Here is a 23,406-nt window from a genome sequence, read left to right on the forward strand (position 1 = left end):
CGGCGGCAGCGGCCAGGCTCAGCGCAGGCGGCCATCAGCCGGCCGCCCCTGCGCCCGACTGGCAAATATGTTTCAATAACCGGCTGAACAGGGCTCGCGCCATCCGGCTGCGGCGCCCCGCCTAACGCATCTGGCTAGCCTTGCGCGCTAGCGTCCGATCACGCACCGTTTCACGACTTACAGGCGACCCACATGATTCCAGTCACCATCCTGACCGGCTTTCTCGGCAGCGGCAAAACCACCCTGCTCAAGCGCATCCTGAACGAAAAGCACGGCATGAAGATCGCCGTCATCGAGAACGAGTTCGGCGAAGAGAACATCGACAACGAGATCCTCGTGCAGGACACGAGCGAGCAGATCATCCAGATGAGCAACGGCTGCATCTGCTGCACGATTCGCGGCGACCTGTCGCGCGTGCTCAACGATCTGGCCGCGAAGAAGCAGGCGGGCGAAGTGGACTTCGACCGCGTCGTGATCGAAACCACCGGCCTCGCGAATCCGGGCCCGGTCGCGCAAACCTTCTTCATGGACGACCAGATCGCGAGCGAATTCCTGCTCGACGCGATCATCACGCTAGTCGACGCGAAGCATGCGAACCATCAGCTCGACCAGCACGAAGTGGTGCAGCGCCAGGTCGGTTTCGCGGACCGGCTGTTCATCACGAAGGCCGATCTCGTCGACGAGCGGCACGTGGGCGATCTGCGCCACCGTCTGCTGCACATGAACCCGAAGGCGGCGATCAAGGTCGTCAATTTCGGCGAGGCGGACATCAAGGAAATTTTCGATCTGCGCGGCTTCAACCTGAACTCGAAGCTCGAAATCGATCCGGACTTCCTGAGTGAAGACGAACACGCGCATAGCCACGCGCACGACGAGCACGGCCACACGCAAGGCGACCATGACCACGATCACGCCAATTGCGATCACGAAGGCCATAATCACGGACATCACCACCATGCGCATCACGACGACAAGATCAAGTCGTTCGTGTACCGCAGCGATCGTCCGTTCGATCCGAACAAGCTCGAAGACTTCCTCGGCGGCATCCTGCAGATCTATGGCGAGCACCTGCTGCGCTACAAGGGCGTGCTGTACATGAAGGGCGTCGATCGCAAGGTCGTGTTCCAGGGCGTGCATCAAATGATGGGCAGCGACCTCGCCGCGAAATGGCAACCGGCCGAGAAGAAGACCAACAAGATGGTGTTCATCGGCATCGAACTGCCGCGCGACCTGATCACCGACGGTCTCGACGCCTGCCTCGCCTGAGCGGGCGCAGCGCCGTCGCGCAAGCAAGCCTCGGAGCAGCCCACGACACGCCGCGCGCAGCGCGGCATGCACCGTGCTAGTTGTAGTGCGGTGAGACGCCCGCCGCCGACTGCGCGGGCGTGAATCCTCTGTTGAAACGGCGACGCCGCGGCGCCGAGGACTTTCGAATCCAGGTCATATGAAAAACGCGTGAAAACCCTGCTGTATTAAAGCGTGCACGACCATCGCTTTTTGGCTTTGTGCGCGTTATATTTTCGGGATATCGCTGCGCCGCAGGCCGGCTTTCAGCAGTTGCGGTGCCGAATTGTGATTCAGTTACAATACGTGCCCACTGGAGAATGACAACGAATTGCCCGGTCGCGCGTATCCCGCGACGGGCCTGAAACGGCGCCGGAAAATCTTGTCCGGAGACCCGCCGAAAACGCCGGCGGGCACGGCCTGAAAGGGCACGCGCTCGTCGGCGAGCGATGCCTCAGGAGCATGTGTGAATCGGTTTCCAGAGGAGTTCGGCCCCGCAGCGGCGTAGCTAGCAACGCCCGGTGTGTGGGCGCCAGGCGCTTCGGCGTCACGACAGTCCAACGTTCGTGGCCACCCTGCGCTGCGCGTCCGCGCGACGCGTTTGCGGGCAATACGAAAGTGCGGGCACTATGAGTTTTGCCTCACATTGAAGAAGTAAGCCAGATGACGACGAAACGACTCTTGACCGAAGCCGAAATCCTGAAGATGAGCGACAAGGATTACATGAATGAGGATCAGCTCGCCTTCTTCAAGAACAGGCTCGAACAGTTGCAGGCGGACATTCTCCGCAATGCCGGCCAGACGACCGAGAACCTGCGCGAAACGGTCATCGTGCCGGACCCGGCCGATCGCGCCACGATCGAGGAAGAGCATGCGCTCGAACTGCGCACGCGCGACCGCGAACGCAAGCTGCTGAAGAAGGTGCAGCAATCGATCGCGCGAATCGAGGCGGGCGACTATGGCTGGTGCGAGGAAACTGGCGAGCCGATCGGCATTCCGCGTCTGCTCGCGCGGCCCACGGCCACGCTGTCGCTCGAAGCCCAGGAGCGCCGCGAACTGCGCCAAAAGCTGTTCGGCGACTGATTGTCTGCGGCGCGGCTTCGGCTTGGCGCCCTGAAAACGCTGCTTCGTCGAGAGGCGCACGGTGAACCGTGCGCCTTTTCTTTTTGCGCGACATCCGCGCATGCTCCGCCATCCGTCCCGCCCCGCCGTCCCTTCCCGCCTCGTTTCTCAGGCTCCCTGAGCGGATTCTCAGTTTTTCGTCCTAGGCCTTCCGGCGGATCTTGATATGACCGTGCGCGCCCTAAAATAGATCGGACATGCGCTCATGAGCGCGCCAGCCGGCGCGCCGTCCGCTGACTGGATTCATGCGGTAGCACACAGCGCTGCCGCGTCCTACCTGTTTTGCAAAGAGGAACGCATATGGAGCAATTTCACGGCACGACGATCGTTTCCGTGCGCAGCGGCAACAAGGTGGCGCTCGGCGGCGACGGCCAGGTCACGCTCGGCAACATCGTCATGAAAGGCGGCGCGAAGAAGGTCCGGCGCATCTACAACGGCAAGGTGCTAGTCGGCTTCGCCGGCGGCACGGCGGATGCCTTCTCGCTGCTCGACCGCTTCGAGGCGAAGCTGGAAAAACATCAGGGCAATCTGACGCGGGCGGCCGTGGAGCTCGCGAAAGACTGGCGCACCGACCGCATGCTGCGTCGTCTCGAGGCGATGCTGATCGCCGCGGACGCGACCACCACGCTCGTCATCACCGGCAACGGCGACGTGCTCGACCCCGAAGGCGGCATCTGTGCGATCGGCTCGGGCGGTGCGTACGCGCAGGCGGCCGCGAAGGCGCTTGCCGACAACACCGAGCTGTCGCCGCGCGACATCGTGGAGAAGTCGCTGGAAATCGCCGGCGACATGTGCATCTACACGAACCATAACCGCGTCATTGAGACGATCGAGTAAGGACCCATCGATGAGCACCATGACCCCCGCCGAGATCGTCTCCGAACTCGACAAACACATCATCGGCCAAGGCCGCGCGAAGAAAGCCGTGGCGGTCGCGCTGCGCAACCGCTGGCGCCGTCAACAGGTCGACGAACCGCTGCGCCAGGAAATCACGCCGAAGAACATCCTGATGATCGGACCGACCGGCGTCGGCAAGACCGAAATCGCGCGGCGTCTCGCGAAGCTCGCGGACGCGCCGTTCATCAAGATTGAAGCGACCAAGTTCACCGAAGTCGGCTACGTGGGCCGCGACGTCGACAGCATCGTGCGCGACCTGATGGAAATTTCGGTCAAGCAGACCCGCGAAACCGAAATGCGCAAAGTGCGGACCAAGGCCGGCGATCTGGCCGAAGACCGCATCCTCGACATCCTGCTGCCAACCGCACGGCCGGTCGGCTTCGGCTCGAGCTCGAGCTCGACCGACACCGCCGATGAAGGCGGCACGACGCGTCAAACGTTCCGCAAGCGCCTGCGCGAAGGCCAGCTCGACGACAAGGAAATCGAGCTCGACGTCGAGCAGCCGCAGGTCGGCATGGACATCATGGGGCCGCCGGGCATGGAAGACATGACCGAGCAGATCCGCTCGATGTTCGCCAACATCGGCGGCGGCAAGAAGATGCGCCGCAAGATGAAGGTCAAGGAAGCGCTGAAGGTGCTCACCGACGAAGAAGCCGGCAAGATGCTGAACGACGAAGAGGTGAAGAGCAAGGCGGTGCAGAACGTCGAGCAGAACGGCATCGTGTTCCTCGACGAAATCGACAAGATCACATCGCGCAACGAAGCGGGCGGCGGTGAAGTGTCCCGTCAGGGCGTGCAGCGGGATCTGCTGCCGCTCGTCGAAGGCACGACGATCAACACCAAGTACGGCATGGTGAAGACCGATCACATCCTGTTCATCGCGAGCGGCGCGTTTCATCTCGCGAAGCCGAGCGACCTGATTCCCGAGCTGCAGGGACGCTTCCCGATTCGCGTCGAGCTCGATTCGCTGTCGGTCAACGACTTCGAATCGATCCTCGTGTCGACGGACGCGAGCCTCGTCAAGCAATACCAGGCCCTGCTCGCGACCGAAGACGTGCACCTCGAATTCGCCGACGACGGCATCCGCCGTCTCGCCGAGATCGCGTACTCGGTCAACGAGAAGACCGAGAACATCGGCGCGCGGCGTCTATATACGGTGATTGAAAAACTGCTCGAAGAAGTGTCGTTCTCGGCCGGCAATCATTCGGGCCGTGCAGTGCAGATCGACGCGGCGTATGTCGATCGCGCGTTGAACGAAGTCGCCGAAGACGAGGATCTGTCGCGCTACGTGCTGTGACATGCGCAGTGACAGCGTGAAGCGCTGATGCATGAAAAACGGGCTGCCTTCGCATGGGCGGCCCGTTTTGTTTTGTGTTGCCCTTCACGCGGCGGCGCCTCGAGCAGCCAGCGCCGGCCAGACGATCGCCGCCTACTGCTTCACCGGCCGCTTCGCCAACTTGCGCTGCAACGTGCGCCGATGCATGTTCAACGCGCGCGCGGTCGCCGAGATATTGCCGTTGTGTTCTGCGAGCACACGCTGGATATGCTCCCATTCGAGCCGCGCCACCGACAGCGGCTGTGGATGCTCGATCGCTTCCTCAGCCTGCAACGCGCTCGCCTCGCTTTGCAGCGCCGACAGGATCGTCTCGACGTTGGCGGGCTTTGCGAGATAGTTGTCGGCGCCGTCCTTGACCGCCTGCACCGCGGTGGCGATGCTCGCGTAGCCGGTCAGCACGAGCATGCGCGCATCGGGCTGCAGATCGCGTAACGGCGCGACGAGCGTCAGGCCGGAGTCGTTGCCGAGGTGCAGGTCCACGGTGATCTCGCTGAACTTCTGCTGATTCGCGAGCCGGATCGCCTCGTCCGCGTTGTGTGCTTCGCTCACCGTGTAGCCGCGCCGCGTCAAGCCGCGCGCGAGGATGCCGGAGAACACTTCGTCGTCGTCGATCACCAGAAAATTCTTTTCGCTCATGCCTGTCTCTCCGTGTTGGATGGCGCGGCGCCATGTGGGCTCGCTCCGGAAATCTTGCGCGCGGCGAGCGGCAGTCGCAGCACCGCACGCGTGCCGCGCGGGCGTCCGCCGTTGGCGTCGGTCAGCTCGATCGATCCCTTCAGACGCGCCGCCGCCGAAAACGCCAGATACAGGCCGACGCCGTGACCGCCCTGCGTGCTCTCCACCGGCATCGCGCCGAGCAAGCCTCGCAGCGCGGCCGGAATGCCCGGACCGTGGTCGCACACTTCGAACACGATCTGGTCGCCGTGCGGCGCGAGCGCGCAGGACAGTGTCACGTGATCGCGGCTCGCGCGCGCGGCGTTGTCGAGCAGGATCGTCAGTATCTGGCTGACGGCCACCGTGTCGTTGAGACTGATATCGGCGGGCGGCGTGCCAAGCCGCTCGAACTTCACGTGAGGATGGCGCAGGCGCCATTGCCCGGCAAATGATTCGAGCCATTCGTCGACCGGCTGGCGGTTCGTCGTGGTCGTTGCGCGGCTGCGCAACCGCGCGAGCGCAGATGTGCAGAGCATCATCTGCTGCTCGAGCAGCTCGAGATCGGCGCGGTAGGGGGCGAGTCCTGCGTCGGTCCGCGCCGCGTCGCGCAATTCTTCGGACAACATCGCGATTGTAGACAGAGGAGTGCCGATTTCGTGTGCCACGGTGGCCGCCTGCACGCCGAGCGCGACCGCCCGTTCGTCGTGGAGCAAGCGCTGCTGCGCTTCTCCAAGCGCTGCGTCACGTAGCCGCAGCGCTCGCGACATACGCGCGACGAACCACGCAATCAGCCCCACGCTGACCATGAAGTTGACCCACATGCCCGAGCGGTAGTAGTCGAACAGGTTGGCGGGATTCTCGAGATTGAGCGGCACCGAATCGAAACTGAGCATCGCGTAGCAGGCGACCGCGAACGCCGCGAGCCATGCCATCAGATACCACGGCAGCACGGCCGCCGCGATCGCAAGCGATGGCAGGTACAGCGACACGAACGGGTTGGTGGTGCCGCCGGACAGGAACAGCAGCGCCGACAACGCCCCGAGATCGACCCAGATCTGCCCGAACAGCTCGAGGTTGGACTCGGGACGCTGCTGCGACACGCGCCACCACGTGAGCGCGTTGAACAGCACTTCGAGCCCGATCACGAGCAGCATCGCGGGCAACGGCAGATTGGCGCCGATGAAGATCTGCACGAACGCGATCGTCAGCAGCTGACCGATGATCGCGAGGCTGCGCAGCCAGAACAGATGACCGAGATTGACGCGGCCGGTGTTGGTTATACGGTGCATGACCCTAGTCTACCCGTTACGCCGCCGCGGCCCGAGCCAGTGGCGCCACGGCAGATGAAGCCCGTTGCTTCGCCGCCGCGGCCAAACTGCACCCGCTCGACGACGCCTCGCTCGACGCGCTCATCGCCGCATTGCTCGCGCAGCAGCGCCCTGCGGAGGCGATCGAACTCGCCGCCATTATTGCCCCACTCGCCCCGGGAAACGCCGTCGCACAATTCCGTGCCGGCTACACGCTGCAGATGGCCAGCCGGCACGCCGACGCGATCGCCCTGGATCGGCAGCCGCGGTTCGGCGAATGCGAGCCGGCGCTGGAAGAGATTGCGCGCGATCTGCGGGCTGGTGGCGCAGCATCGCCGCGCGTCGGCGGTTTCTGATCGGCCCCGGGCAAACCGACCATCACGGCCGCTCATGCTCACTCGCCTCATGTGTCGCCTGCGCAATCTCCGCAGCAAGACACTCAGGGCACAGACACCGGCCGCCTGGCTTTAACCGCTCGACCGGTAGCGGCGGCAGCGCGCGGCACCAGCAGTTGGACGGCTCGGTCTGCATGCCGCAGTCGAAAGCATTGCCGCAGCGCGGACAGCGTGCGCTGCGTTCGGAGCGGGGGGAAGACGATTTCATCGCAGGTCGGCGCACAGGGCCGGGGACATTGATCAAGCCATGATGCCATGACTGACACGCTCAGGTGCAGTCGTCCGTTCGGCCAATGCACAGCCGTCATGCAAGTGCGTTACGCTTGCTGTTCGCCGCCCCGCGGCCCGTCATGGTGCGGTACGCCAAGCCAGCACCGCCGTCGCTCGCGCCGCGGCCGAAAACCCTGTTGCAGCGCGCCAGTCCTGTACAATTCGCGCTGTTTTAACTGTTCCGTGCCCGAGCCTGCCGCCATGTCCGAGCTTCCCGACCTCTCGCAGATTGCGCCCACCCTGAAAGCCGAAATTCTGGCCGAGGCGCTGCCTTACATCCGTCAGTATCACGGTAAGACCGTGGTCATCAAATACGGCGGCAACGCCATGACCGAAGAACGTCTGAAGCAGGGCTTCGCGCGCGACGTGATTCTGCTGAAGCTGGTCGGCATCAACCCGGTCATCGTGCACGGCGGCGGTCCGCAAATCGACCAGGCGCTTAAGAAAATCGGCAAACAGGGCACGTTCATCCAAGGCATGCGCGTCACCGACGAAGAGACGATGGAAGTCGTCGAATGGGTGCTCGGGGGCGAGGTGCAGCAGGACATCGTGATGCTGATCAACCACTTCGGCGGCCACGCGGTCGGCCTGACCGGCAAGGATGGCGGCCTGATCCACGCGCGCAAGATGCTGATGCCGGATCGCGAAACGCCGGGCCAGTACGTCGACATCGGCCAGGTCGGCGAAGTCGAGTCGATCAACCCAGCGGTCGTGAAGGCGTTGCAGGACGACGCGTTCATTCCGGTGATCTCGCCGATCGGGTTCGGCGAAGACGGCCTGTCGTACAACATCAACGCGGATCTCGTCGCGGGCAAGCTGGCGGTCGTGCTGAACGCCGAAAAGCTCGTGATGATGACCAACATCCCCGGCGTGATGGACAAGGAAGGCAATCTGCTGACCGACCTGTCGGCGCGCGAAATCGACGGTCTGTTCGAAGACGGCACGATCTCCGGCGGCATGCTGCCGAAGATCTCCTCCGCGCTCGATGCGGCGAAGAGCGGCGTGCGCTCGGTGCACATCATCGACGGCCGCATCGAGCACTCGGTGCTGCTCGAAATTCTGACCGAACAGCCGTTCGGCACGATGATCCGCTCGCATTGATCGTTGCGGCATCCCCGGCACAGGGGTTGCGTCCGAGCGGCGCGACGCCTGTGCCCCACCTCGCGGCCGGCAGTCCATGCGCGCCCCGAGCGTTGATGCGGCAATCTCTGCGCATCCGCAGCATGAAACGCCCGTCAGCGGCTGAAGAAATCCACCAAGCGCACCTCCACATCGCGGCGCCGCCGTCCTGACCTCGCGGGCGGCAAGCCCGTCTGGCTGTTCGATCTCGACAACACGCTGCACCGCGCGTCACATGCCATTTTCCCCGCGATCAATCGCGGCATGACCCAGTACATCATCGACGCGCTGCAAGTCGACATCGACGAAGCCAACCGTCTGCGCACCGGCTACACGCTGCGCTACGGTGCAGCACTGCTCGGTCTCACGCGCCACCATCCGCTCGACGCGCACGACTTCCTGAAGGTCGTGCACACGTTCCCTGACCTCTGCTCGATGATCCGCCACGAGCGCGGCGTCGCGCGTCTGATCGCGGCGCTGCCGGGCCGCAAGATCGTGCTGACCAACGCGCCCGAAACCTACGCGCGCGCGGTGCTCGCCGAGTTGCGCATCGAGCGGCTATTCGAGCGCGTGATCGCGATCGAGCACATGCGCGATCGCCGCCAATGGCGCGCGAAGCCCGATCACGCGATGCTGCGCCGTGCGATGCGCGACGCGCACGTGTCGCTGAAAGACGCGATCCTCGTCGAGGACACGCGTTCGCACCTGAAAAACTATCGACGGCTCGGCATCCGCACCGTGTGGATTACCGGACACCTGCCGCGCAAGCCGCACGCGGACGGTGTACCGACGCGCCTGCCGGGCACCGGCCGGCCGCATTATGTCGACCGCAGCATTCGTTCGCTAAAATCGCTACGCTTGGGCACGCGCTCGGTTCGATGGAAGGGACGCAAGCCGGGACAGTAGGGACGAAAGCCGCCAACGACATCAGCCGGAGGACGACAGCCATGCAGCCGATCGACAAGCCTGACGAAACCTCAGCCGCCTCCTCCTCCGCGGCGCCGGCCGCCACACGCGCGCCGCGTCCGAAGCCGGGCGAGCGTCGCGTGCACATCCTGCAGACGCTTGCCAGCATGCTCGAGGCGCCGAAGAGCGAAAAGGTCACCACGGCCGCGCTCGCCGCCCGGCTCGGTGTGTCGGAAGCCGCGCTGTATCGCCATTTCGCCAGCAAGGCGCAGATGTTCGAAGGGCTGATCGAGTTCATCGAGCAGACGCTGTTCGGCCTCATCAACCAGATCACCGGTCACGAAAACAACGGCGTGCTGCAGGCGCGCGCGATCGCGCTGATGCTGCTCAACTTTCCCGCGAAAAATCCCGGCATGACGCGCGTGCTGACCTGCGAGGCACTGATCGGCGAGCACGAGCGACTCACCGAGCGCGTGAACCAGATGCTCGAACGGGTCGAGGCATCACTGAAGCAGTGCTTGCGGCTCGCGCGGACCGAAGCGCTTGCCCGTGCGGATAACGACGTCACCGGCAACGCCGGCCCGCAGACCGCACCGCAATCCACCGCGTTGCCTGCCGACTACGATCCCGCAATTCGCGCGAGCCTGGTGGTGAGCTACGTGATCGGCCGCTGGCATCGCTATGTGCGCAGCGGTTTCGCGCGGCCGCCCGCCGAACACGCGGACGAGCAACTGCTGCTGATTCTTCAGTAGTCCGCGAGGACTCGCACCCTTCGCGCGGCATCGCCCATGCCGCTGCCGTGCGGAATTTTCCGCTATACTTTGCGCCTGATGTTGCCGCGGCCTTCCGATGCATAACGGACCGCGCCAAGGCATCCCGAAACACGTTGCACCCGGTTTCACACCCATTCACGCGCCGATTTGCTGACTCGATTGCGGGCGCGCGAACCCTTGGCCCCAGGCCCGCGGTTCACTATAAATGCGGCTAAAGAGGTCGTCAGCTGCGCACACCGTCCTTCTCTTCGTGCTTCGCCGACGCCGTTTAGCCGCCCTGTTGACTCAATGGCGGAATGAATGGAATCCATCGGCATCGTCGCTCCCCAAAAAATGCATTTCACCGAGCCGCTGCCATTGCGCAACGGCAGCTCGCTCGCAGGCTACGACCTGATGGTCGAGACCTACGGCACGCTCAATGCCGCGCGCAGCAATGCGGTGCTCGTGTGCCACGCGCTGAACGCATCGCATCACGTGGCGGGCGTGTACGCCGACAATCTGAAAGACATCGGTTGGTGGGACAACATGGTCGGCCCGGGCAAGCCGCTCGATACCGACAGGTTTTTCGTGATCGGCGTGAACAACCTCGGCTCGTGCTTCGGCTCGACCGGGCCGATGAGCATCGACCCCGCGACCGGCAAGCCGTATGGCGCGACCTTTCCGGTCGTCACCGTCGAAGACTGGGTCAACGCTCAGGCGCGCGTCGCCGACGCGTTCGACATCAAGCGCTTCGCCGCCGTGATGGGCGGCAGTCTCGGCGGCATGCAGGCGCTCGCGTGGAGCATGATGTATCCGGAGCGGGTCGCGCATTGCATCGTGATCGCGTCGACGCCGAAGCTGTCCGCGCAGAACATCGCGTTCAACGAGGTCGCGCGCTCGGCGATCCTGTCGGACCCCGACTTCCACGGCGGCAACTACTACGCGCACGGCGTGAAGCCGAAGCGCGGCCTGCGCGTCGCGCGGATGATCGGCCACATCACGTATTTGTCGGACGACGACATGGCCGAAAAATTCGGCCGCTCGCTGCGTCGCGCGGAAGGTGCGCTCGATGACTACAATTTCAACTTCGACGTCGAATTCGAAGTGGAATCGTATCTACGCTATCAGGGCGACAAGTTCGCCGACTACTTCGACGCGAACACCTACCTGCTGATCACGCGCGCGCTCGACTACTTCGATCCGGCCAAGGCCTTCGACGGCGATCTGACCGCCGCGCTAGCGCACACCACCGCGAAGTATCTGATCGCGAGCTTCTCGACCGACTGGCGTTTCGCGCCGGCTCGCTCGCGCGAACTGGTGAAGGCGCTGCTCGACCACAAGCGCACGGTCACCTACGCGGAGATCGACGCGCCGCACGGCCACGACGCCTTCCTGCTCGACGACGCGCGCTATCACAACCTGCTGCGCGCCTACTACGAACGCATTGCAAACGAGGTCAACGCATGAACCAGCGAGCACTTGATTACCTGGCATCGCGCCCGGACTTCCGCGCGATCGCCCGCTGGGTCGAACCGCGCGCGACCGTGCTCGATCTCGGCTGCGGGGACGGCTCGTTGCTGTCGCTGCTGAATGAAGAACTGGACGTGCAGGGCTACGGCATCGAGATCAACGACGCGGGCGTGCTCGCCGCGACGCAGAAGGGCGTCAACGTGATCCAGCAGAATCTCGAAGATGGCCTGCGCCTGTTCGAAGACGGCAGCTTCGATTTCGCGGTGCTGTCGCAGACGCTGCAGACGATTCATCAGACCGCGGCGATCCTGCGCGAGACGGTGCGCGTCGGCAAGCAATGCATCGTGTCGTTTCCGAATTTCGGCTATTGGGCGCATCGGCTGTCGGTGTTGCAGGGGCGTATGCCCGTGTCGAAGTCGCTGCCTTATCAATGGCACAACACGCCGAACGTGCGTGTGCTGACGATCAAGGACTTCGAAGCGCTCGCGCCGGAAGTCGGCATCGAGATTCTCGATAGCGTCGTGCTGCATGACGGGCAGGTGGTGCGTTGGGGCGTGAACTGGCGTGGTAGTCTTGCGGTCTATCGCGTCAAGAAAAGCTAACGTCACTTATCCACATGTCGAACCCGCCGCACGAGGCGCCCGCACTTACCGCTCACGAAGAACATCCCGGCTGGCGCGCGTTTTTGAATACGCGCATGCTGATTTGCGTCTTTCTCGGCTTCACGTCGGGATTGCCGCTGTTTACGCTCGTCTACCTCGTGCAGGCGTGGCTGCGCTCGGAAGGCGTCAATCTGAAGGAAATCGGCCTCTTCGCGCTGATCCAGTTTCCGTACACCTGGAAATTCGTCTGGGCACCGCTGATGGACCGCTACGTACCGCGCGTGCCCGGCTGGCGGCCCGGCAGACGGCGCGGCTGGATGCTCGTCACGCAAGTGCTCGTGGCCGGCGCGATGGCGACGCTCGGTTTCGTGTCGCCACGCGAATCGATCTGGACCGTCGCCGCGCTGACCGCTCTGGTCGCGTTCTTCGGCGCGAGCTCCGACATCGTGATCGACGCGTACCGGCGTGAATTGCTCAGCGACACGCAGCAGGGCCTCGGCAACGCGGTGCACGTGAACGCGTACAAGATCGCGGCGCTCGTGCCAGGTTCGCTCGCGCTGATTTTGTCCGATCATCTGCCGTGGAGCACCGTGTTCATCGTGACGGCCGCGTTCATGCTGCCGGGCGTTCTGATGACGTTGGTGGTGCGCGAGCCCGAGGTGCACGGCGAGCCGCCCAAGAATCTGCGCGAGGCGATCGTCGAGCCGTTCAGGGAATTCATTCAGCGCGACGGCTGGCGCAGCGCACTCTTCGTGCTCGGCTTCATCTTTCTCTACAAGCTCGGCGATACGATGGCGACCACGCTGTCCACGTCATTCTTCCTCGACATCGGTTTTTCGCGCACGCAGATCGGCGTAATCGCCAAGACCACGGCGTTCGGCGCGAGTCTCGCGGGCGGCATCGTCGGCGGGATCTGGCTGATGAAGATCGGCATCGGCCGCGGCTTGTGGATCTTCGGTTTGCTGCAGATGGTGTCGACGCTCGGCTTCGCGTGGCTCGCGCATCTCGGCCCGGACTCACCCGGACTTGCCGCGATTTACGACATTGCCGTCGCACTGAGCCAGGGGACGACGAAGCTGCTGTCGTTCGTCGGCATCGACTGGAGCGTGCAGCTCGATCCACGCTCAGTCGCGCTCGCGCTCGTGTACGGCTTCGAGACCTTCGCCACCGGTCTCACGATGGCCGCGTTCACCGCGTATATCGCGAGCACCACCGATCCGCGCTACACCGCGACGCAGTTCGCGCTGTTCACGAGCCTCGCGTCGGTGCCGCGCACGCTCGCGTCGGCGGCGAGCGGCTATGTGGTCGCGCGGATGGGCTGGTTCGACTACTTCATCCTCTGCACCGCGCTCGCGGTGCCCGGCATGCTGCTGCTGGTGCGTATCGCGCCGTGGAGGGACCGGTCGTGAAGGTACCGATTCCGACCCGCGCGCGCCGCACCGTACTAGGCACCGTAAGCGTCCTCGGTTGCGCAAGCGTCGCGCTGGCGATGCCGGCGGGCGCCTATGCGGCCGGCACGCCGACTGGCGCGAGCCCGGTGAGCGGCGCACAAGCGCCCGCGCCGCCCGCCGCCGCCGCGACCACCAGCGGTGCGACGCCCAACCCGGCCCCGATGCCTGCGGCCAGGTCCGCGACCAGCGGCACCAGCGCCGCGGAAAACGCGACTTCGGCTGCAGCCGGCAACAGCGGCAACAACAGCGCCGGCGGTGCCAATCCTGGCGCGAATAACAGCACCGGTGCCAACGCCGGTGCCCCGAGCACGCCCAGCGCTAGCGGTAGCGCTCCGGGTTCCGCTACCTCCGGCTCCGCGCCGCAGCCCGCGCAACCGCCCGCCACCGCCAAAGCCCCCGCCGCGGCATCGGCTCCCGCGGCCGTACCGCCGCCCTACTACGTGAGCCCGCAACTGCGCTACGGCGGCTACATAGTATTCCGCAACCTGATCCCGTCGTCGATGCTCGAGGCGCAGGCCGCCGAGGAGTTCAGCCAGATCGTCTACGGCGCCAGCCACGCGAACCGCCTGTACGGCGAGACGGACGCGCGCGTGACGCGCGTGCGCTCGATCATCGACCGGATGATTCCGTACTCGTTGAAATGGAACGAGCGGGCCAAGCTCTGGAAGTGGGAAGTCGCGGTGGTGCGCTCGAACGACATTCGCATGTACTGCCTGCCGGGCGGCAAGATCGTCGTCTATAGCGGGATTCTCGATCGCGTCCGCCTGAACGACAACGAGGTCGGCATGCTGATCGGCCATGAGATCGCGCACGCGTTGCGCGAGCACGCGCGCATGCGGCTCGGTCAGTTGCAGGCGAGCCAGCTCGATTCGTCCGGCACGATTCCGCAACTGTTCGGCCTCGCCGATCTGGGCATGGCGCCGCTCGGCATCGGTTCGCGTCTGCTGGAAATGAAGTACGAGAGCACCGACGAAACCGAAGCCGACGTGATTGGCAGCGATATCGCGTCGCGCGCCGGCTTCGATCCGCGCGCGGCGGTCACGCTGTGGGATAAGCTCGCGCAGGCGACGCGCGGCAATCGCGAGCAGGGCTTCATCTACGTGCACCCGTACACACCGGCGCGCCGCGACGACATCATCAAGCGGCTGCCGGACATGCTGCCGCTGTACGCAAAGGCAATCGGCAAGAACGTCGACGAGTTGCCCGATTATTCAGGCATCGGCAGGCCGACCCGCAAGCCGGCGCGCGACTGATACCTCGGTTCTACGACTGCTGGCGGGCCACGGTGCTGCACGCGCCGCGGCCGGTGGGCTTACTTTCCGACCTGATGGTCGTAGTCGACGGTCAGCGGCGCATGGTCGCTGAACTTGATATCGCGGAACACGTCGGTGCGCTTCGCCTTGCTTGCGATGCCCGGCGTCGCGATCTGGTAATCGATCCGCCACCCGACGTTCTTCGCATACGCCTGACCGCGATTGCTCCACCACGTGTACTGCTCGGGCCGCTGGTCGAGCGTGCGGAACACGTCCACATAACCGACTTCGTCGAACAGTTTGTCGAGCCATGCGCGCTCTTCGGGCAGGCAGCCCGAATTCTTCTGGTTGCTCTTCCAGTTCTTGATGTCGATTTCCTTGTGCACGATGTTCACGTCGCCGCACACGATCACCTCGCGCTCCTTCGCCAGCTCGGCGAGATGCGGCATGAACTCGTCCATGAAACGGAACTTGGCCTGCTGGCGCTCGTCGCCGCTCGACCCCGAAGGCACATACACCGAGACCACCGACAGCTTGCCGAAACGCAACTCGACATAGCGCCCTTCCGGGTCGAACTCCTCGCTGCCGAAGCCGATGACCACTTCGTCCGGCTCATGACGCGTATAGACGCCCGCGCCGCTATAACCCTTTTTTACCGCATGCTGGAAATAGCCGGTGAAATCATGCGGCGCCATGAACTCCGGCGTCATGTCATCCTGCGAGCATTTGATTTCCTGCACGCAAAGCACGTCGGCGCCCTGTTCGCCGAACCAGTCGAAAAAGCCCTTCTTCGCCGCCGAGCGGATGCCGTTGAGGTTGGCGGTAATCACACGCAACATGTCTTTCCTCTTTTGTTCGATTCGTTTCTGAAGCCAAGGGGCAAGGCCGCGTTCACTCGACCTTGATGCCCTTCAGCGATTCTTTGGCCGGCGGATATTCGAGCTTCAGCGCGTCGAGCGTGCGCAGCAGCAGTTCGGCGACCATCAGGTTGCGATGCGTCTTCGAGTCGGCCGGAATCACGTACCACGGCGCGTATTCGGTCGACGTGGCGGCCAGTGTCTCGCGATACGCCGACTGATACGCGTCCCACTGCTTGCGCGCATCGAGATCCGACACGTCGAATTTCCAGTGCTTCAGCGGATCGTCGATGCGCTCCTGCAAACGCACACGCTGCTCGTCCCTTGAAATGTGCAGCATGCACTTGAGAATCGTCGCGCCGCTGTCGGCGAGCATCTCCTCGAACTGACGGATGTGGCGGCACCGCTGCTGGAACGCCGCGGCGTCGAGCGCGCCCAGCACGGTCGGCACGAGCAGGTCTTCGTAGTGACTGCGGTTGAAGATCGTCAGCTCGCCGGCCGCGGGTGCCTGCGAATGCACGCGCCACAGGAAGTCGTGCGCGAGTTCGACGGGCGTCGGCGCCTTGAACGGCACGATGCGCAAGCCGAGCGGGTCGACTTCGTGAAATACCGCGCGGATCGTGCCGTCCTTGCCGCTCGTGTCCATGCCTTGCAGCACTAGCAGAACGCGGCGCTTGCGCTGCGCGTGCAGCCGCTCCTGCAGGTTGTCGAGCAGCAGGCCGACTTCCGACAGACGCGCGCGGTCCGCGTCTTTCGAGCCGCTCGAAAACGGCTTCGCCTTCGGGTCGAAGTGGTCGAGCGAGAAGTGGTTTTTTTTCTTGCCGTCGTCGAAGTACGGCACGCGGAAATCGTCGAGATCGGGTTGCTTTGTCATGCATACACTCCAAGGTCTACGCTTACCTACGCTTAACCGGCTGAAGCGAGTCCGCAAAATAAAACGGGCCGTTGCCCTGCTTCGATCCGGCAACGGCCCGTGGTGACACGGGCGCGATTACGCCCGGCCGCGGCACTTCAACTCAGGACAACTTCTTCCTGAGCAATTCATTGACCTGAGCAGGGTTGGCCTTACCCTTGCTTGCTTTCATCGCCTGGCCGATCAGAGCGTTGAACGCCTTTTCCTTGCCGGCGCGATATTCGTCGACCGACTTCTGGTTCGCGGCGAGCACTTCGTCGATGATCGTTTCGAGCGCGCCGGTGTCCGAAATCTGCTTCAAGCCTTTCGCCTCGATGATGCGATCGGCGGCGGCTTCGTCGGTGGCCTTCTCTTCCAAGATCGCGAGGAAGATTTCCTTCGCGATCTTGTTCGAAATCGTGCCGTCGGCAATACGCTGCAGAACCAGCGCAAGCTGCGCGGCCGATACCGGGCACGCGGCAATGTCGAGGCCTTCGCGGTTGAGCTGCGACGACACTTCACCCATCACCCAGTTCGCCGCGACCTTCGCGTTGGCCACACCGACCTTGGCGACCACCGCTTCGTAGTAAGCGGCCGTCGCCTTGCTCGAAGTCAGCACGTTCGCGTCGTACGGCGTGAGTCCGTACTGCGACACGAAGCGCCGCTGGATCGCTTCCGGCAGTTCCGGCATCTCGCTCTTCACGCGCTCGACCCACGCGGCGTCGATCACGAGCGGCATCAGGTCGGGGTCGGGGAAATAGCGGTAGTCGTGCGCGTCTTCCTTGCTGCGCATCGAACGCGTCTCGCGCTTGTCCGGATCGTACAGACGCGTTTCCTGCACCACCGTGCCGCCGTCTTCGATCAGCTCGATCTGGCGACGCACTTCGTACTGGATCGCTTCTTCGAGGAAGCGGAACGAGTTCAGGTTCTTGGTCTCGGTGCGCGTGCCGAATTCCTTCTGGCCGAGAGGACGCACCGACACGTTCGCGTCGCAGCGGAACGAGCCTTCCTGCATGTTGCCGTCGCAGATGCCAAGCCACACGACGAGCGTGTGCAGCGACTTCGCGTAGGCAACGGCCTCGGCCGCGCTGCGCATTTCCGGCTCGGTGACGATTTCGAGCAGCGGCGTGCCGGCGCGATTCAGGTCGATGCCAGTCATGCCCGCGAAGTCTTCGTGCAGCGACTTGCCCGCGTCTTCCTCGAGGTGGGCGCGCGTCAGGTTGATGGTTTTCTCGTACGCTTCCTTGCCCGCCTTTTCATTGGCCGGCACCTGGATCGTCACCTGACCGCCCTGCACGACGGGAATTTCATACTGGCTGATCTGGTAGCCCTTCGGCAGGTCGGGGTAGAAATAATTCTTGCGCGCGAAGATGCTGCGCGGCGCCACCGTTGCGCCGATCGCGAGGCCGAATTGAATGGCGCGTTCGACCGCGCCGCGGTTCATCACCGGCAGCGTGCCGGGCAAGGCCAGATCGACGGGGCTCGCCTGCGTGTTCGGCGCGGCGCCGAATTGCGTCGCGGTGCCCGAGAAGATTTTCGAATGCGTCGACAACTGCGTGTGGGTCTCCAGACCGATCACGACTTCCCATTGTTTGGTCATGGTGCTCACACTCCTGCCGGTGCCTGGCGGTGCCAGTCGGTCGCGCGCTGGAACGCGTCGGCCACCTGCAGCATCCGGGCTTCATTGAAATAGTTGCCGATGATCTGCAGACCGACCGGACGCTGTGCATTCGCGCCCGCGCCGAAACCGCACGGCACGCTCATACCAGGCAGGCCGGCGAGGCTCACCGACAGCGTGTAGATGTCGGCCAGATACATCTGCACCGGATCGTCGCCCTTCGCGCCGATGTCCCACGCCACCGACGGCGCGACCGGTCCCATGATCACGTCGCACTGCTTGAACGCTTGCTGGAAGTCCTGCGCGATGATGCGGCGGATCTTCTGCGCCTGCAGGTAGTACGCGTCGTAGTAGCCGTGCGACAGCACGTAGGTGCCGACCAGAATGCGGCGCTTCACCTCCGGGCCGAAGCCTTCGGCGCGCGACTTCTTGTACATGTCGAGCAGATCGCGGTACTCGGCCGCGCGATGGCCAAACCGCACGCCGTCGAAACGCGACAGGTTCGACGATGCTTCGGCCGGCGCGATCACGTAATAGACCGGGATCGACAGTTCGGTTTTGGGCAGCGACACCTCGACGAGCGTCGCGCCGAGCGCTTCGTACTGCTTCAACGCGGCGTCGATCGACGCGCGCACGTCGTCGGCGAGACCGGCGCCGAAGTACTCCTTCGGCAGACCGATGCGCAAACCGGCGAGCGGCTTGTCCGTGCCCTCGTCCTGCCACGACTTGCCGAGATAGCGCGTGTAGTCCTCGCGCTCGTGCGAGAGGCTCGTCGAGTCGCGCTCGTCGAAGCCGGCCATCGCGTTGAGCAGCGTCGCGCAGTCCGCGGCGCTTTGCGCCATCGGGCCGCCCTGGTCGAGCGACGACGCGAACGCGATCATGCCGTAGCGCGACACACGGCCGTACGTCGGCTTAATGCCGGTGATGCCCGAGAACGACGCCGGCTGGCGGATCGAGCCGCCGGTGTCGGTGCCGGTCGCGGCGGGCGCGAGACGCGCGGCCACGGCGGCAGCCGAGCCGCCCGACGAACCGCCCGGCACGGCCTTGCGGTCCCACGGATTCTGCACGGCGCCGAAGTACGAATTCTCGTTGGACGAACCCATCGCGAACTCGTCCATGTTGGTCTTGCCCACGCACACCATGCCGGCGTTCTGCAGACGCGCGACCACGGTCGCGTCGAACGGGCTTTCGTAGTTCGCGAGCATCTTCGAGCCGGCCGTGGAGCGCCAGCCCTTCGTCACGAACACGTCCTTGTGCGCGATCGGCAGGCCGACCAGCGGGCCCGCGTGGCCGGTGTGCAGCAGCGCGTCGGCGGCTTTCGCCTGCGCGAGCGTCAGTTCCGGATCGACCTGAATGAACGCGTTCAGGCTATTGGCCGCGTCGATCCGCTTCAGGTACAGCTGCGCCAGTTCGACTGCGGAGCATTCCTTGGCCGCGAGCGCGGCGCGCAGTTCGCTCAAACTTTTTTCATGCATTGCGTTTCATCCTGGAAAGCGCGGCAGCGTGGTCACGCCGCCGTGGAGGCGTTCGGTTGCCCGTCGGCAGACCGGCCCGGCAAGGTTCGCGGCGAGGACGCGCGTCTGGACGGCGGAGGGTCGCGCCGACGCCAGACCCGGGGTCTGCCCGGCGGGTCTTATTCGATCACCTTCGGCACGAGGTACAGGCCGTCCTGAACGGCCGGCGCGGGGCGCTGGAAAGCCTCGCGCTCGACCGTCTCCGTGACGGCGTCGTCACGCAGACGCAGCGCGACGTCTTCGATCTGCTCGATCGGGTGGGCAAGCGGCGCGATGCCGGTGGTATCGACCGCCTGCATCTGCTCGACCAGGCCGAAAAAATCATTGAGCTGGGCACGCGTGTGCTCGGCGTCGGCATCGGCCAGTTCAAGCCGCGCGAGATGCGCGATGCGTTTTACATCGGTCAGGGTCAGAGCCATGCAGTCACCGGAAAGGGTGGAATGTCGCAACAGTTAAAAAAGTCGCGTTTTAACAGCGGGTTACGACAAGATAGGACAATCCAGAAAAAGGAGCGGCAACGACAAAATGTGCGCTCCGTTTCCTTCAAAACATCCAAAATTATAAGGTATGATTACGCGTTCGACCCAAACCCGGACCGACTTACCAAGGCCTTACGGACAATTCCAAGAACGTCCGGCGCTTTCCGCCCTGGCTTTGCAACGGCCTCCGGTAGACTCCCCCGCGGCTTCAAGTTCATGTGGCGTCGCTACCGCCCGGTTGAAGCTGTTATTTTTCCGCTGCCGCCCTACGCATACGGTGCGAGGCCCGGCCCCCAGCGAGACAGGATTTTGAATGTTCGGTTTTTTGCGCAGCTACTTCTCCAACGATCTGGCGATTGACCTCGGCACCGCCAACACCCTTATCTACATGCGCGGCAAGGGCATCGTTCTCGACGAACCGTCGGTCGTGTCGATCCGCCAGGAAGGCGGCCCCAACGGCAAGAAGACCATTCAGGCAGTCGGCAAGGAAGCCAAGCAGATGCTCGGCAAGGTGCCGGGCAACATCGAGGCGATCCGCCCGATGAAAGACGGCGTGATCGCCGACTTCACCGTCACCGAGCAGATGATCAAGCAGTTCATCAAGACTGCTCACGAATCGCGCATGTTCTCGCCGTCGCCTCGTATCATCATCTGCGTGCCGTGCGGTTCGACCCAGGTCGAGCGTCGCGCGATCAAGGAAGCCGCGCACGGCGCGGGCGCCTCGCAGGTGTATCTGATCGAAGAGCCGATGGCTGCCGCGATTGGCGCGGGCCTGCCGGTGTCGGAAGCAACGGGTTCGATGGTCGTCGACATCGGCGGCGGCACGACAGAAGTCGGCGTGATCTCGCTCGGCGGCATCGTGTACAAGGGCTCGGTGCGCGTCGGCGGCGACAAGTTCGACGAAGCGATCGTCAACTACATCCGCCGCAACTACGGCATGCTGATCGGCGAACAGACCGCCGAAGCTATCAAGAAGGAAATCGGCTCCGCGTTCCCGGGCTCCGAAGTCAAGGAAATGGAAGTGAAGGGCCGCAATCTGTCGGAAGGCATTCCGCGCAGCTTCACGATCTCCAGCAACGAAATCCTCGAAGCGCTGACCGATCCGCTGAACCAGATCGTGTCGTCGGTGAAGATCGCACTGGAGCAGACGCCGCCGGAACTCGGCGCGGACATCGCCGAGCGCGGCATGATGCTGACCGGCGGTGGCGCGCTGCTGCGCGACCTCGATCGCCTGCTCGCCGAAGAAACCGGCCTGCCGGTGCTCGTCGCCGAAGACCCGCTGACCTGCGTCGTGCGCGGCTCGGGCATGGCGCTCGAACGCATGGACAAGCTTGGCAGCATCTTCTCGTACGAGTAAGCGAGCCTTCTTCCCATGTCAGTAGCGCGGATCTGGCACACGGCCCCTTGCGGGCCGCTTTGTCGTTGGCTGGGCCGACCAGCCTCCGCGCGCTGACCGCGCGCGTCTTGCGCGTCGCCGTCTCACCCAACCGCTCACGCCCCCGGCGCCGACCATGGAATACAGTCCGCCGCCCCTGTTCAAGCAAGGCCCCTCCGCTCTGGCCCGACTGGTGTTCTTCGTCGTGCTGGCGCTCGCCCTGCTGATCTCCGATGCCCGCTTCCAGACGCTCGAAATCGTCCGCGGCGTGCTCGGCGCGGGTCTTTATCCTTTGCAGCGCGCAGCGCTCGTGCCGCGCGACATCTTCATGGGCGCCGCAGACCTCGCCGTGACGAGCGCCACGCTACGCGACGAGAACGCGAAGCTGCGCGCGAAGGATCTGCGGCTGTCGCAGCAAGCCAATCTGGCCGCGTCGCTCGCCGCCGAAAATGCCCATCTGCGCGCGCTGATGCAACTGTCGCAGAGCCTCACCACGCAATCGCTGCCCGCCGAAATCCAGTACGACACGCGCGATCCGTTCACGCAGAAGGTCGTGATCGGACGCGGCGCGCAGCAAGGCATCCAGAACGGCTCGCCGGTCGTCGACGAAGATGGCGTGATCGGCCAGGTCACACGGGTGTTCCCGCTGCAGGCCGAAGTCACGCTGCTGACGGACAAGGACCAGGCGGTGCCGGTCGAAATTCTGCGCACCGGCTTGCGCAGCGTGATCTACGGTACGCCAAAGGGCGACACGCTCGATCTGCGCTTCGTGCCGATCAGCGCCGACGTGCAGACCGGCGACGAGCTCGTCACGAGCGGCCTCGACGGCGTGTATCCGCCGGGGCTGCCGGTCGCGAAGGTCGTGCGCGTCGACAAGCAGGCCGACACCGCGTTTGCGCGCGTGGTCAGTCTGCCGGTCGCCGCGGTGCGCGGTGCGCGTCAGGTGCTCGTGCTGCACGTCCAGAACAACGCGCCGCCGCGCCCGGCGGACGAGCCCGACGCGGCAACCGTCGCAAAGGAAGCGAAAGCGAAGAAGGGCGCCAAAACAGGGGACAGCAAGGGTGCGGCGGACAAATCCGCCGCCAAGCCAGCCGACAGGAACGCCGCCGACAAAGCGGCGACCGAAAAGCCCGCAGCCAAATCCGTGGAAATGGCGCCGAGCAAAGCTGCGGCCGACAAGAAGTCCGAAAAGCCCGCAACCGAAAGGAAAGCCGAAAAGCCGGCCGCCGCGAAGAATGTGAAGCCGCAAGCCGAGCCGGGGGCTCAGCCATGAATCGCCCGCAATACATCCTGCAGCCGGTCAACCCGTACTTCATCGCGTTCAGCCTCGCTTCCGCGTTCCTGCTGAACCTGATGCCGTGGGGGCGTCTCGCCGGCGTGCCCGATTTCGTCGCACTCGTGTTGCTGTTCTGGAATGTCCATCAGCCGCGCAAGGTGGGCATGGGCATCGCGTTTCTGCTCGGTCTGCTGATGGACGTGCACAACGCGAGCCTGCTCGGCGAGCACGCGCTCGCCTACACGCTGCTGTCGTACGGCGCGATCACGATTCACCGCCGCGTGCTGTGGATGTCGCTCGGCGTGCAAACGTTCGCGGTGATGCCGCTGCTCGTCGTCGCGCAACTGGTGCCGTTCGTGATCCGGTTGTTGACCGGCGCGGCGTTTCCGGGCTGGAGTTATCTGATCGACGGTTTCGTCGAAGCTGCGCTGTGGCCGGTCGCCAGCATCTTGCTGCTGATGCCGCAGCGCCGCCCCGCCGACCCGGACGATACTCGCCCCATTTGATCTCGCATCGGGCCCACCGGCCGCAGCCAGTTTGGGCGCACACTCTTGATGGCCGCATGCCGGCCTTTTGC

23 protein-coding genes are annotated in these 23,406 nt (G+C 64.3%); 14 read left to right on the forward strand and 9 right to left on the reverse strand.

The annotated features are described in order from the left end of the window. Positions 1 to 192 precede the first annotated feature (192 nt). From HDG39_RS02250 to hslU, 4 genes are all read left to right on the forward strand, one after another. A complete protein-coding gene (locus HDG39_RS02250) occupies positions 193 to 1,266 on the forward strand; it encodes a CobW family GTP-binding protein (protein ID WP_184002882.1) in 1,074 nt (357 codons plus the stop codon). 681 nt (positions 1,267 to 1,947) lie between these two features. Beyond that, positions 1,948 to 2,367 carry an RNA polymerase-binding protein DksA gene (dksA, locus tag HDG39_RS02255; RefSeq protein ID WP_008923580.1) on the forward strand — a complete coding sequence of 140 codons (420 nt, stop codon included), beginning with the start codon at positions 1,948 to 1,950 and terminating at the stop codon, positions 2,365 to 2,367. A 339-nt stretch (positions 2,368 to 2,706) separates the two neighbouring features. Beyond that, positions 2,707 to 3,243 carry an ATP-dependent protease subunit HslV gene (hslV, locus tag HDG39_RS02260; protein WP_184002884.1) on the forward strand — a complete coding sequence of 179 codons (537 nt, stop codon included), beginning with the start codon at positions 2,707 to 2,709 and terminating at the stop codon, positions 3,241 to 3,243. Between the two features lie 10 nt (positions 3,244 to 3,253). Beyond that, positions 3,254 to 4,600 carry an ATP-dependent protease ATPase subunit HslU gene (gene hslU, locus HDG39_RS02265; RefSeq protein ID WP_184002886.1) on the forward strand — a complete coding sequence of 449 codons (1,347 nt, stop codon included), beginning with the start codon at positions 3,254 to 3,256 and terminating at the stop codon, positions 4,598 to 4,600. Positions 4,601 to 4,732: 132 nt separating this feature from the next. Here the strand turns inward: hslU and HDG39_RS02270 are convergent, their stop codons facing one another. From HDG39_RS02270 to HDG39_RS02285, 4 genes are read right to left on the reverse strand one after another with little or no spacing between them, the layout of a single operon-like run. Continuing rightward, positions 4,733 to 5,275: a response regulator transcription factor gene (locus tag HDG39_RS02270; protein ID WP_018419102.1), complete on the reverse strand. Its 543-nt coding sequence runs from the start codon at positions 5,273 to 5,275 to the stop codon at positions 4,733 to 4,735. Continuing rightward, positions 5,272 to 6,582 (reverse strand): ATP-binding protein, encoded by a 1,311-nt coding sequence (locus tag HDG39_RS02275; RefSeq protein ID WP_184002888.1) that lies wholly within the window; start codon positions 6,580 to 6,582, stop codon positions 5,272 to 5,274. The genes HDG39_RS02270 and HDG39_RS02275 overlap by 4 nt, the downstream gene beginning before the upstream one ends. Further along, positions 6,570 to 6,992, reverse strand: coding sequence for a hypothetical protein (locus tag HDG39_RS02280; protein WP_184002890.1), 423 nt, complete (start codon positions 6,990 to 6,992; stop codon positions 6,570 to 6,572). Before HDG39_RS02280 ends, HDG39_RS02275 begins: the two co-directional genes overlap by 13 nt. Then, complete coding sequence (locus HDG39_RS02285) at positions 6,979 to 7,203, reverse strand: cysteine-rich CWC family protein (RefSeq protein WP_090802208.1); 225 nt, start codon at positions 7,201 to 7,203, stop codon at positions 6,979 to 6,981. The genes HDG39_RS02280 and HDG39_RS02285 overlap by 14 nt, the downstream gene beginning before the upstream one ends. Before the next feature lie 263 nt (positions 7,204 to 7,466). Here HDG39_RS02285 and argB point away from each other — a divergent pair, with 263 nt between their 5' ends. From argB to HDG39_RS34580, 7 genes are all read left to right on the forward strand, one after another. Next, positions 7,467 to 8,366: an acetylglutamate kinase gene (gene argB / locus HDG39_RS02290; protein WP_018419098.1), complete on the forward strand. Its 900-nt coding sequence runs from the start codon at positions 7,467 to 7,469 to the stop codon at positions 8,364 to 8,366. Positions 8,367 to 8,507: 141 nt separating this feature from the next. Beyond that, a complete protein-coding gene (locus tag HDG39_RS02295; protein WP_184003221.1) occupies positions 8,508 to 9,290 on the forward strand; it encodes a pyrimidine 5'-nucleotidase in 783 nt (260 codons plus the stop codon). A gap of 41 nt (positions 9,291 to 9,331) precedes the next feature. Next, a complete protein-coding gene (gene slmA, locus HDG39_RS02300) occupies positions 9,332 to 10,042 on the forward strand; it encodes a nucleoid occlusion factor SlmA (protein ID WP_184002892.1) in 711 nt (236 codons plus the stop codon). Positions 10,043 to 10,363: 321 nt separating this feature from the next. After that, positions 10,364 to 11,509 carry a homoserine O-succinyltransferase MetX gene (gene metX, locus HDG39_RS02305; RefSeq protein ID WP_184002894.1) on the forward strand — a complete coding sequence of 382 codons (1,146 nt, stop codon included), beginning with the start codon at positions 10,364 to 10,366 and terminating at the stop codon, positions 11,507 to 11,509. Next, positions 11,506 to 12,114, forward strand: coding sequence for a methionine biosynthesis protein MetW (gene metW, locus HDG39_RS02310; RefSeq protein ID WP_018419094.1), 609 nt, complete (start codon positions 11,506 to 11,508; stop codon positions 12,112 to 12,114). Before metX ends, metW begins: the two co-directional genes overlap by 4 nt. 14 nt (positions 12,115 to 12,128) lie before the next feature. Continuing rightward, positions 12,129 to 13,523, forward strand: a complete 1,395-nt coding sequence (locus HDG39_RS02315) for an AmpG family muropeptide MFS transporter (RefSeq protein WP_018419093.1) — start codon at positions 12,129 to 12,131, stop codon at positions 13,521 to 13,523. Next, the gene (locus tag HDG39_RS34580) at positions 13,505 to 14,818 is read left to right on the forward strand and encodes a M48 family metallopeptidase (protein WP_184002896.1); all 1,314 of its coding nucleotides are present in this window, start codon (positions 13,505 to 13,507) and stop codon (positions 14,816 to 14,818) included. The genes HDG39_RS02315 and HDG39_RS34580 overlap by 19 nt, the downstream gene beginning before the upstream one ends. A 59-nt stretch (positions 14,819 to 14,877) precedes the next feature. Here the strand turns inward: HDG39_RS34580 and HDG39_RS02325 are convergent, their stop codons facing one another. The 5 genes from HDG39_RS02325 to gatC all read right to left on the reverse strand — a co-directional run bounded on the left by HDG39_RS02325 (position 14,878) and on the right by gatC (position 20,118). Further along, on the reverse strand, positions 14,878 to 15,657 hold the full coding sequence (locus HDG39_RS02325; RefSeq protein ID WP_184002898.1) for an exodeoxyribonuclease III: 780 nt from the start codon (positions 15,655 to 15,657) through the stop codon (positions 14,878 to 14,880). Between the two features lie 52 nt (positions 15,658 to 15,709). Beyond that, positions 15,710 to 16,549, reverse strand: coding sequence for a PPK2 family polyphosphate kinase (locus tag HDG39_RS02330; RefSeq protein WP_184002900.1), 840 nt, complete (start codon positions 16,547 to 16,549; stop codon positions 15,710 to 15,712). Between the two features lie 142 nt (positions 16,550 to 16,691). Then, positions 16,692 to 18,167, reverse strand: a complete 1,476-nt coding sequence (gatB, locus tag HDG39_RS02335) for an Asp-tRNA(Asn)/Glu-tRNA(Gln) amidotransferase subunit GatB (protein WP_184002902.1) — start codon at positions 18,165 to 18,167, stop codon at positions 16,692 to 16,694. 5 nt (positions 18,168 to 18,172) lie between these two features. Continuing rightward, a complete protein-coding gene (gene gatA, locus HDG39_RS02340) occupies positions 18,173 to 19,660 on the reverse strand; it encodes an Asp-tRNA(Asn)/Glu-tRNA(Gln) amidotransferase subunit GatA (protein ID WP_184002904.1) in 1,488 nt (495 codons plus the stop codon). A 158-nt stretch (positions 19,661 to 19,818) separates the two neighbouring features. Beyond that, a complete protein-coding gene (gatC, locus tag HDG39_RS02345; RefSeq protein WP_018419087.1) occupies positions 19,819 to 20,118 on the reverse strand; it encodes an Asp-tRNA(Asn)/Glu-tRNA(Gln) amidotransferase subunit GatC in 300 nt (99 codons plus the stop codon). A 373-nt stretch (positions 20,119 to 20,491) separates the two neighbouring features. Between gatC and HDG39_RS02350 the strand changes: the two genes are divergently transcribed. The 3 genes from HDG39_RS02350 to mreD all read left to right on the forward strand — a co-directional run bounded on the left by HDG39_RS02350 (position 20,492) and on the right by mreD (position 23,335). After that, positions 20,492 to 21,535, forward strand: coding sequence for a rod shape-determining protein (locus tag HDG39_RS02350; RefSeq protein WP_004189550.1), 1,044 nt, complete (start codon positions 20,492 to 20,494; stop codon positions 21,533 to 21,535). 154 nt (positions 21,536 to 21,689) lie between these two features. Further along, entirely contained in the window at positions 21,690 to 22,826 is a 1,137-nt protein-coding gene (gene mreC / locus HDG39_RS02355; protein ID WP_184002906.1) for a rod shape-determining protein MreC, read from the forward strand. Continuing rightward, entirely contained in the window at positions 22,823 to 23,335 is a 513-nt protein-coding gene (gene mreD / locus HDG39_RS02360; RefSeq protein ID WP_018419085.1) for a rod shape-determining protein MreD, read from the forward strand. The genes mreC and mreD overlap by 4 nt, the downstream gene beginning before the upstream one ends. Positions 23,336 to 23,406 lie beyond the last annotated feature (71 nt).

The sequence above is a fragment of the Paraburkholderia lebeckiae genome (assembly GCF_014201005.1).
GTDB lineage: Bacteria > Pseudomonadota > Gammaproteobacteria > Burkholderiales > Burkholderiaceae > Paraburkholderia > Paraburkholderia tuberum.

Coding starts and splice junctions, on each gene's coding strand:
- HDG39_RS02250 (WP_184002882.1), top strand. CDS start 193: ATGATTCCAGTCACCATCCTGACCGGCTTTCTCGGCAGCGGCAAAACC.
- dksA (WP_008923580.1), top strand. CDS start 1,948: ATGACGACGAAACGACTCTTGACCGAAGCCGAAATCCTGAAGATGAGC.
- hslV (WP_184002884.1), top strand. CDS start 2,707: ATGGAGCAATTTCACGGCACGACGATCGTTTCCGTGCGCAGCGGCAAC.
- hslU (WP_184002886.1), top strand. CDS start 3,254: ATGAGCACCATGACCCCCGCCGAGATCGTCTCCGAACTCGACAAACAC.
- HDG39_RS02270 (WP_018419102.1), bottom strand. CDS start 5,275: ATGAGCGAAAAGAATTTTCTGGTGATCGACGACGACGAAGTGTTCTCC.
- HDG39_RS02275 (WP_184002888.1), bottom strand. CDS start 6,582: ATGCACCGTATAACCAACACCGGCCGCGTCAATCTCGGTCATCTGTTC.
- HDG39_RS02280 (WP_184002890.1), bottom strand. CDS start 6,992: ATGAGCGGCCGTGATGGTCGGTTTGCCCGGGGCCGATCAGAAACCGCC.
- HDG39_RS02285 (WP_090802208.1), bottom strand. CDS start 7,203: ATGAAATCGTCTTCCCCCCGCTCCGAACGCAGCGCACGCTGTCCGCGC.
- argB (WP_018419098.1), top strand. CDS start 7,467: ATGTCCGAGCTTCCCGACCTCTCGCAGATTGCGCCCACCCTGAAAGCC.
- slmA (WP_184002892.1), top strand. CDS start 9,332: ATGCAGCCGATCGACAAGCCTGACGAAACCTCAGCCGCCTCCTCCTCC.
- metX (WP_184002894.1), top strand. CDS start 10,364: ATGGAATCCATCGGCATCGTCGCTCCCCAAAAAATGCATTTCACCGAG.
- metW (WP_018419094.1), top strand. CDS start 11,506: ATGAACCAGCGAGCACTTGATTACCTGGCATCGCGCCCGGACTTCCGC.
- HDG39_RS02315 (WP_018419093.1), top strand. CDS start 12,129: ATGTCGAACCCGCCGCACGAGGCGCCCGCACTTACCGCTCACGAAGAA.
- HDG39_RS02325 (WP_184002898.1), bottom strand. CDS start 15,657: ATGTTGCGTGTGATTACCGCCAACCTCAACGGCATCCGCTCGGCGGCG.
- HDG39_RS02330 (WP_184002900.1), bottom strand. CDS start 16,549: ATGACAAAGCAACCCGATCTCGACGATTTCCGCGTGCCGTACTTCGAC.
- gatB (WP_184002902.1), bottom strand. CDS start 18,167: ATGACCAAACAATGGGAAGTCGTGATCGGTCTGGAGACCCACACGCAG.
- gatA (WP_184002904.1), bottom strand. CDS start 19,660: ATGCATGAAAAAAGTTTGAGCGAACTGCGCGCCGCGCTCGCGGCCAAG.
- gatC (WP_018419087.1), bottom strand. CDS start 20,118: ATGGCTCTGACCCTGACCGATGTAAAACGCATCGCGCATCTCGCGCGG.
- HDG39_RS02350 (WP_004189550.1), top strand. CDS start 20,492: ATGTTCGGTTTTTTGCGCAGCTACTTCTCCAACGATCTGGCGATTGAC.
- mreC (WP_184002906.1), top strand. CDS start 21,690: ATGGAATACAGTCCGCCGCCCCTGTTCAAGCAAGGCCCCTCCGCTCTG.
- mreD (WP_018419085.1), top strand. CDS start 22,823: ATGAATCGCCCGCAATACATCCTGCAGCCGGTCAACCCGTACTTCATC.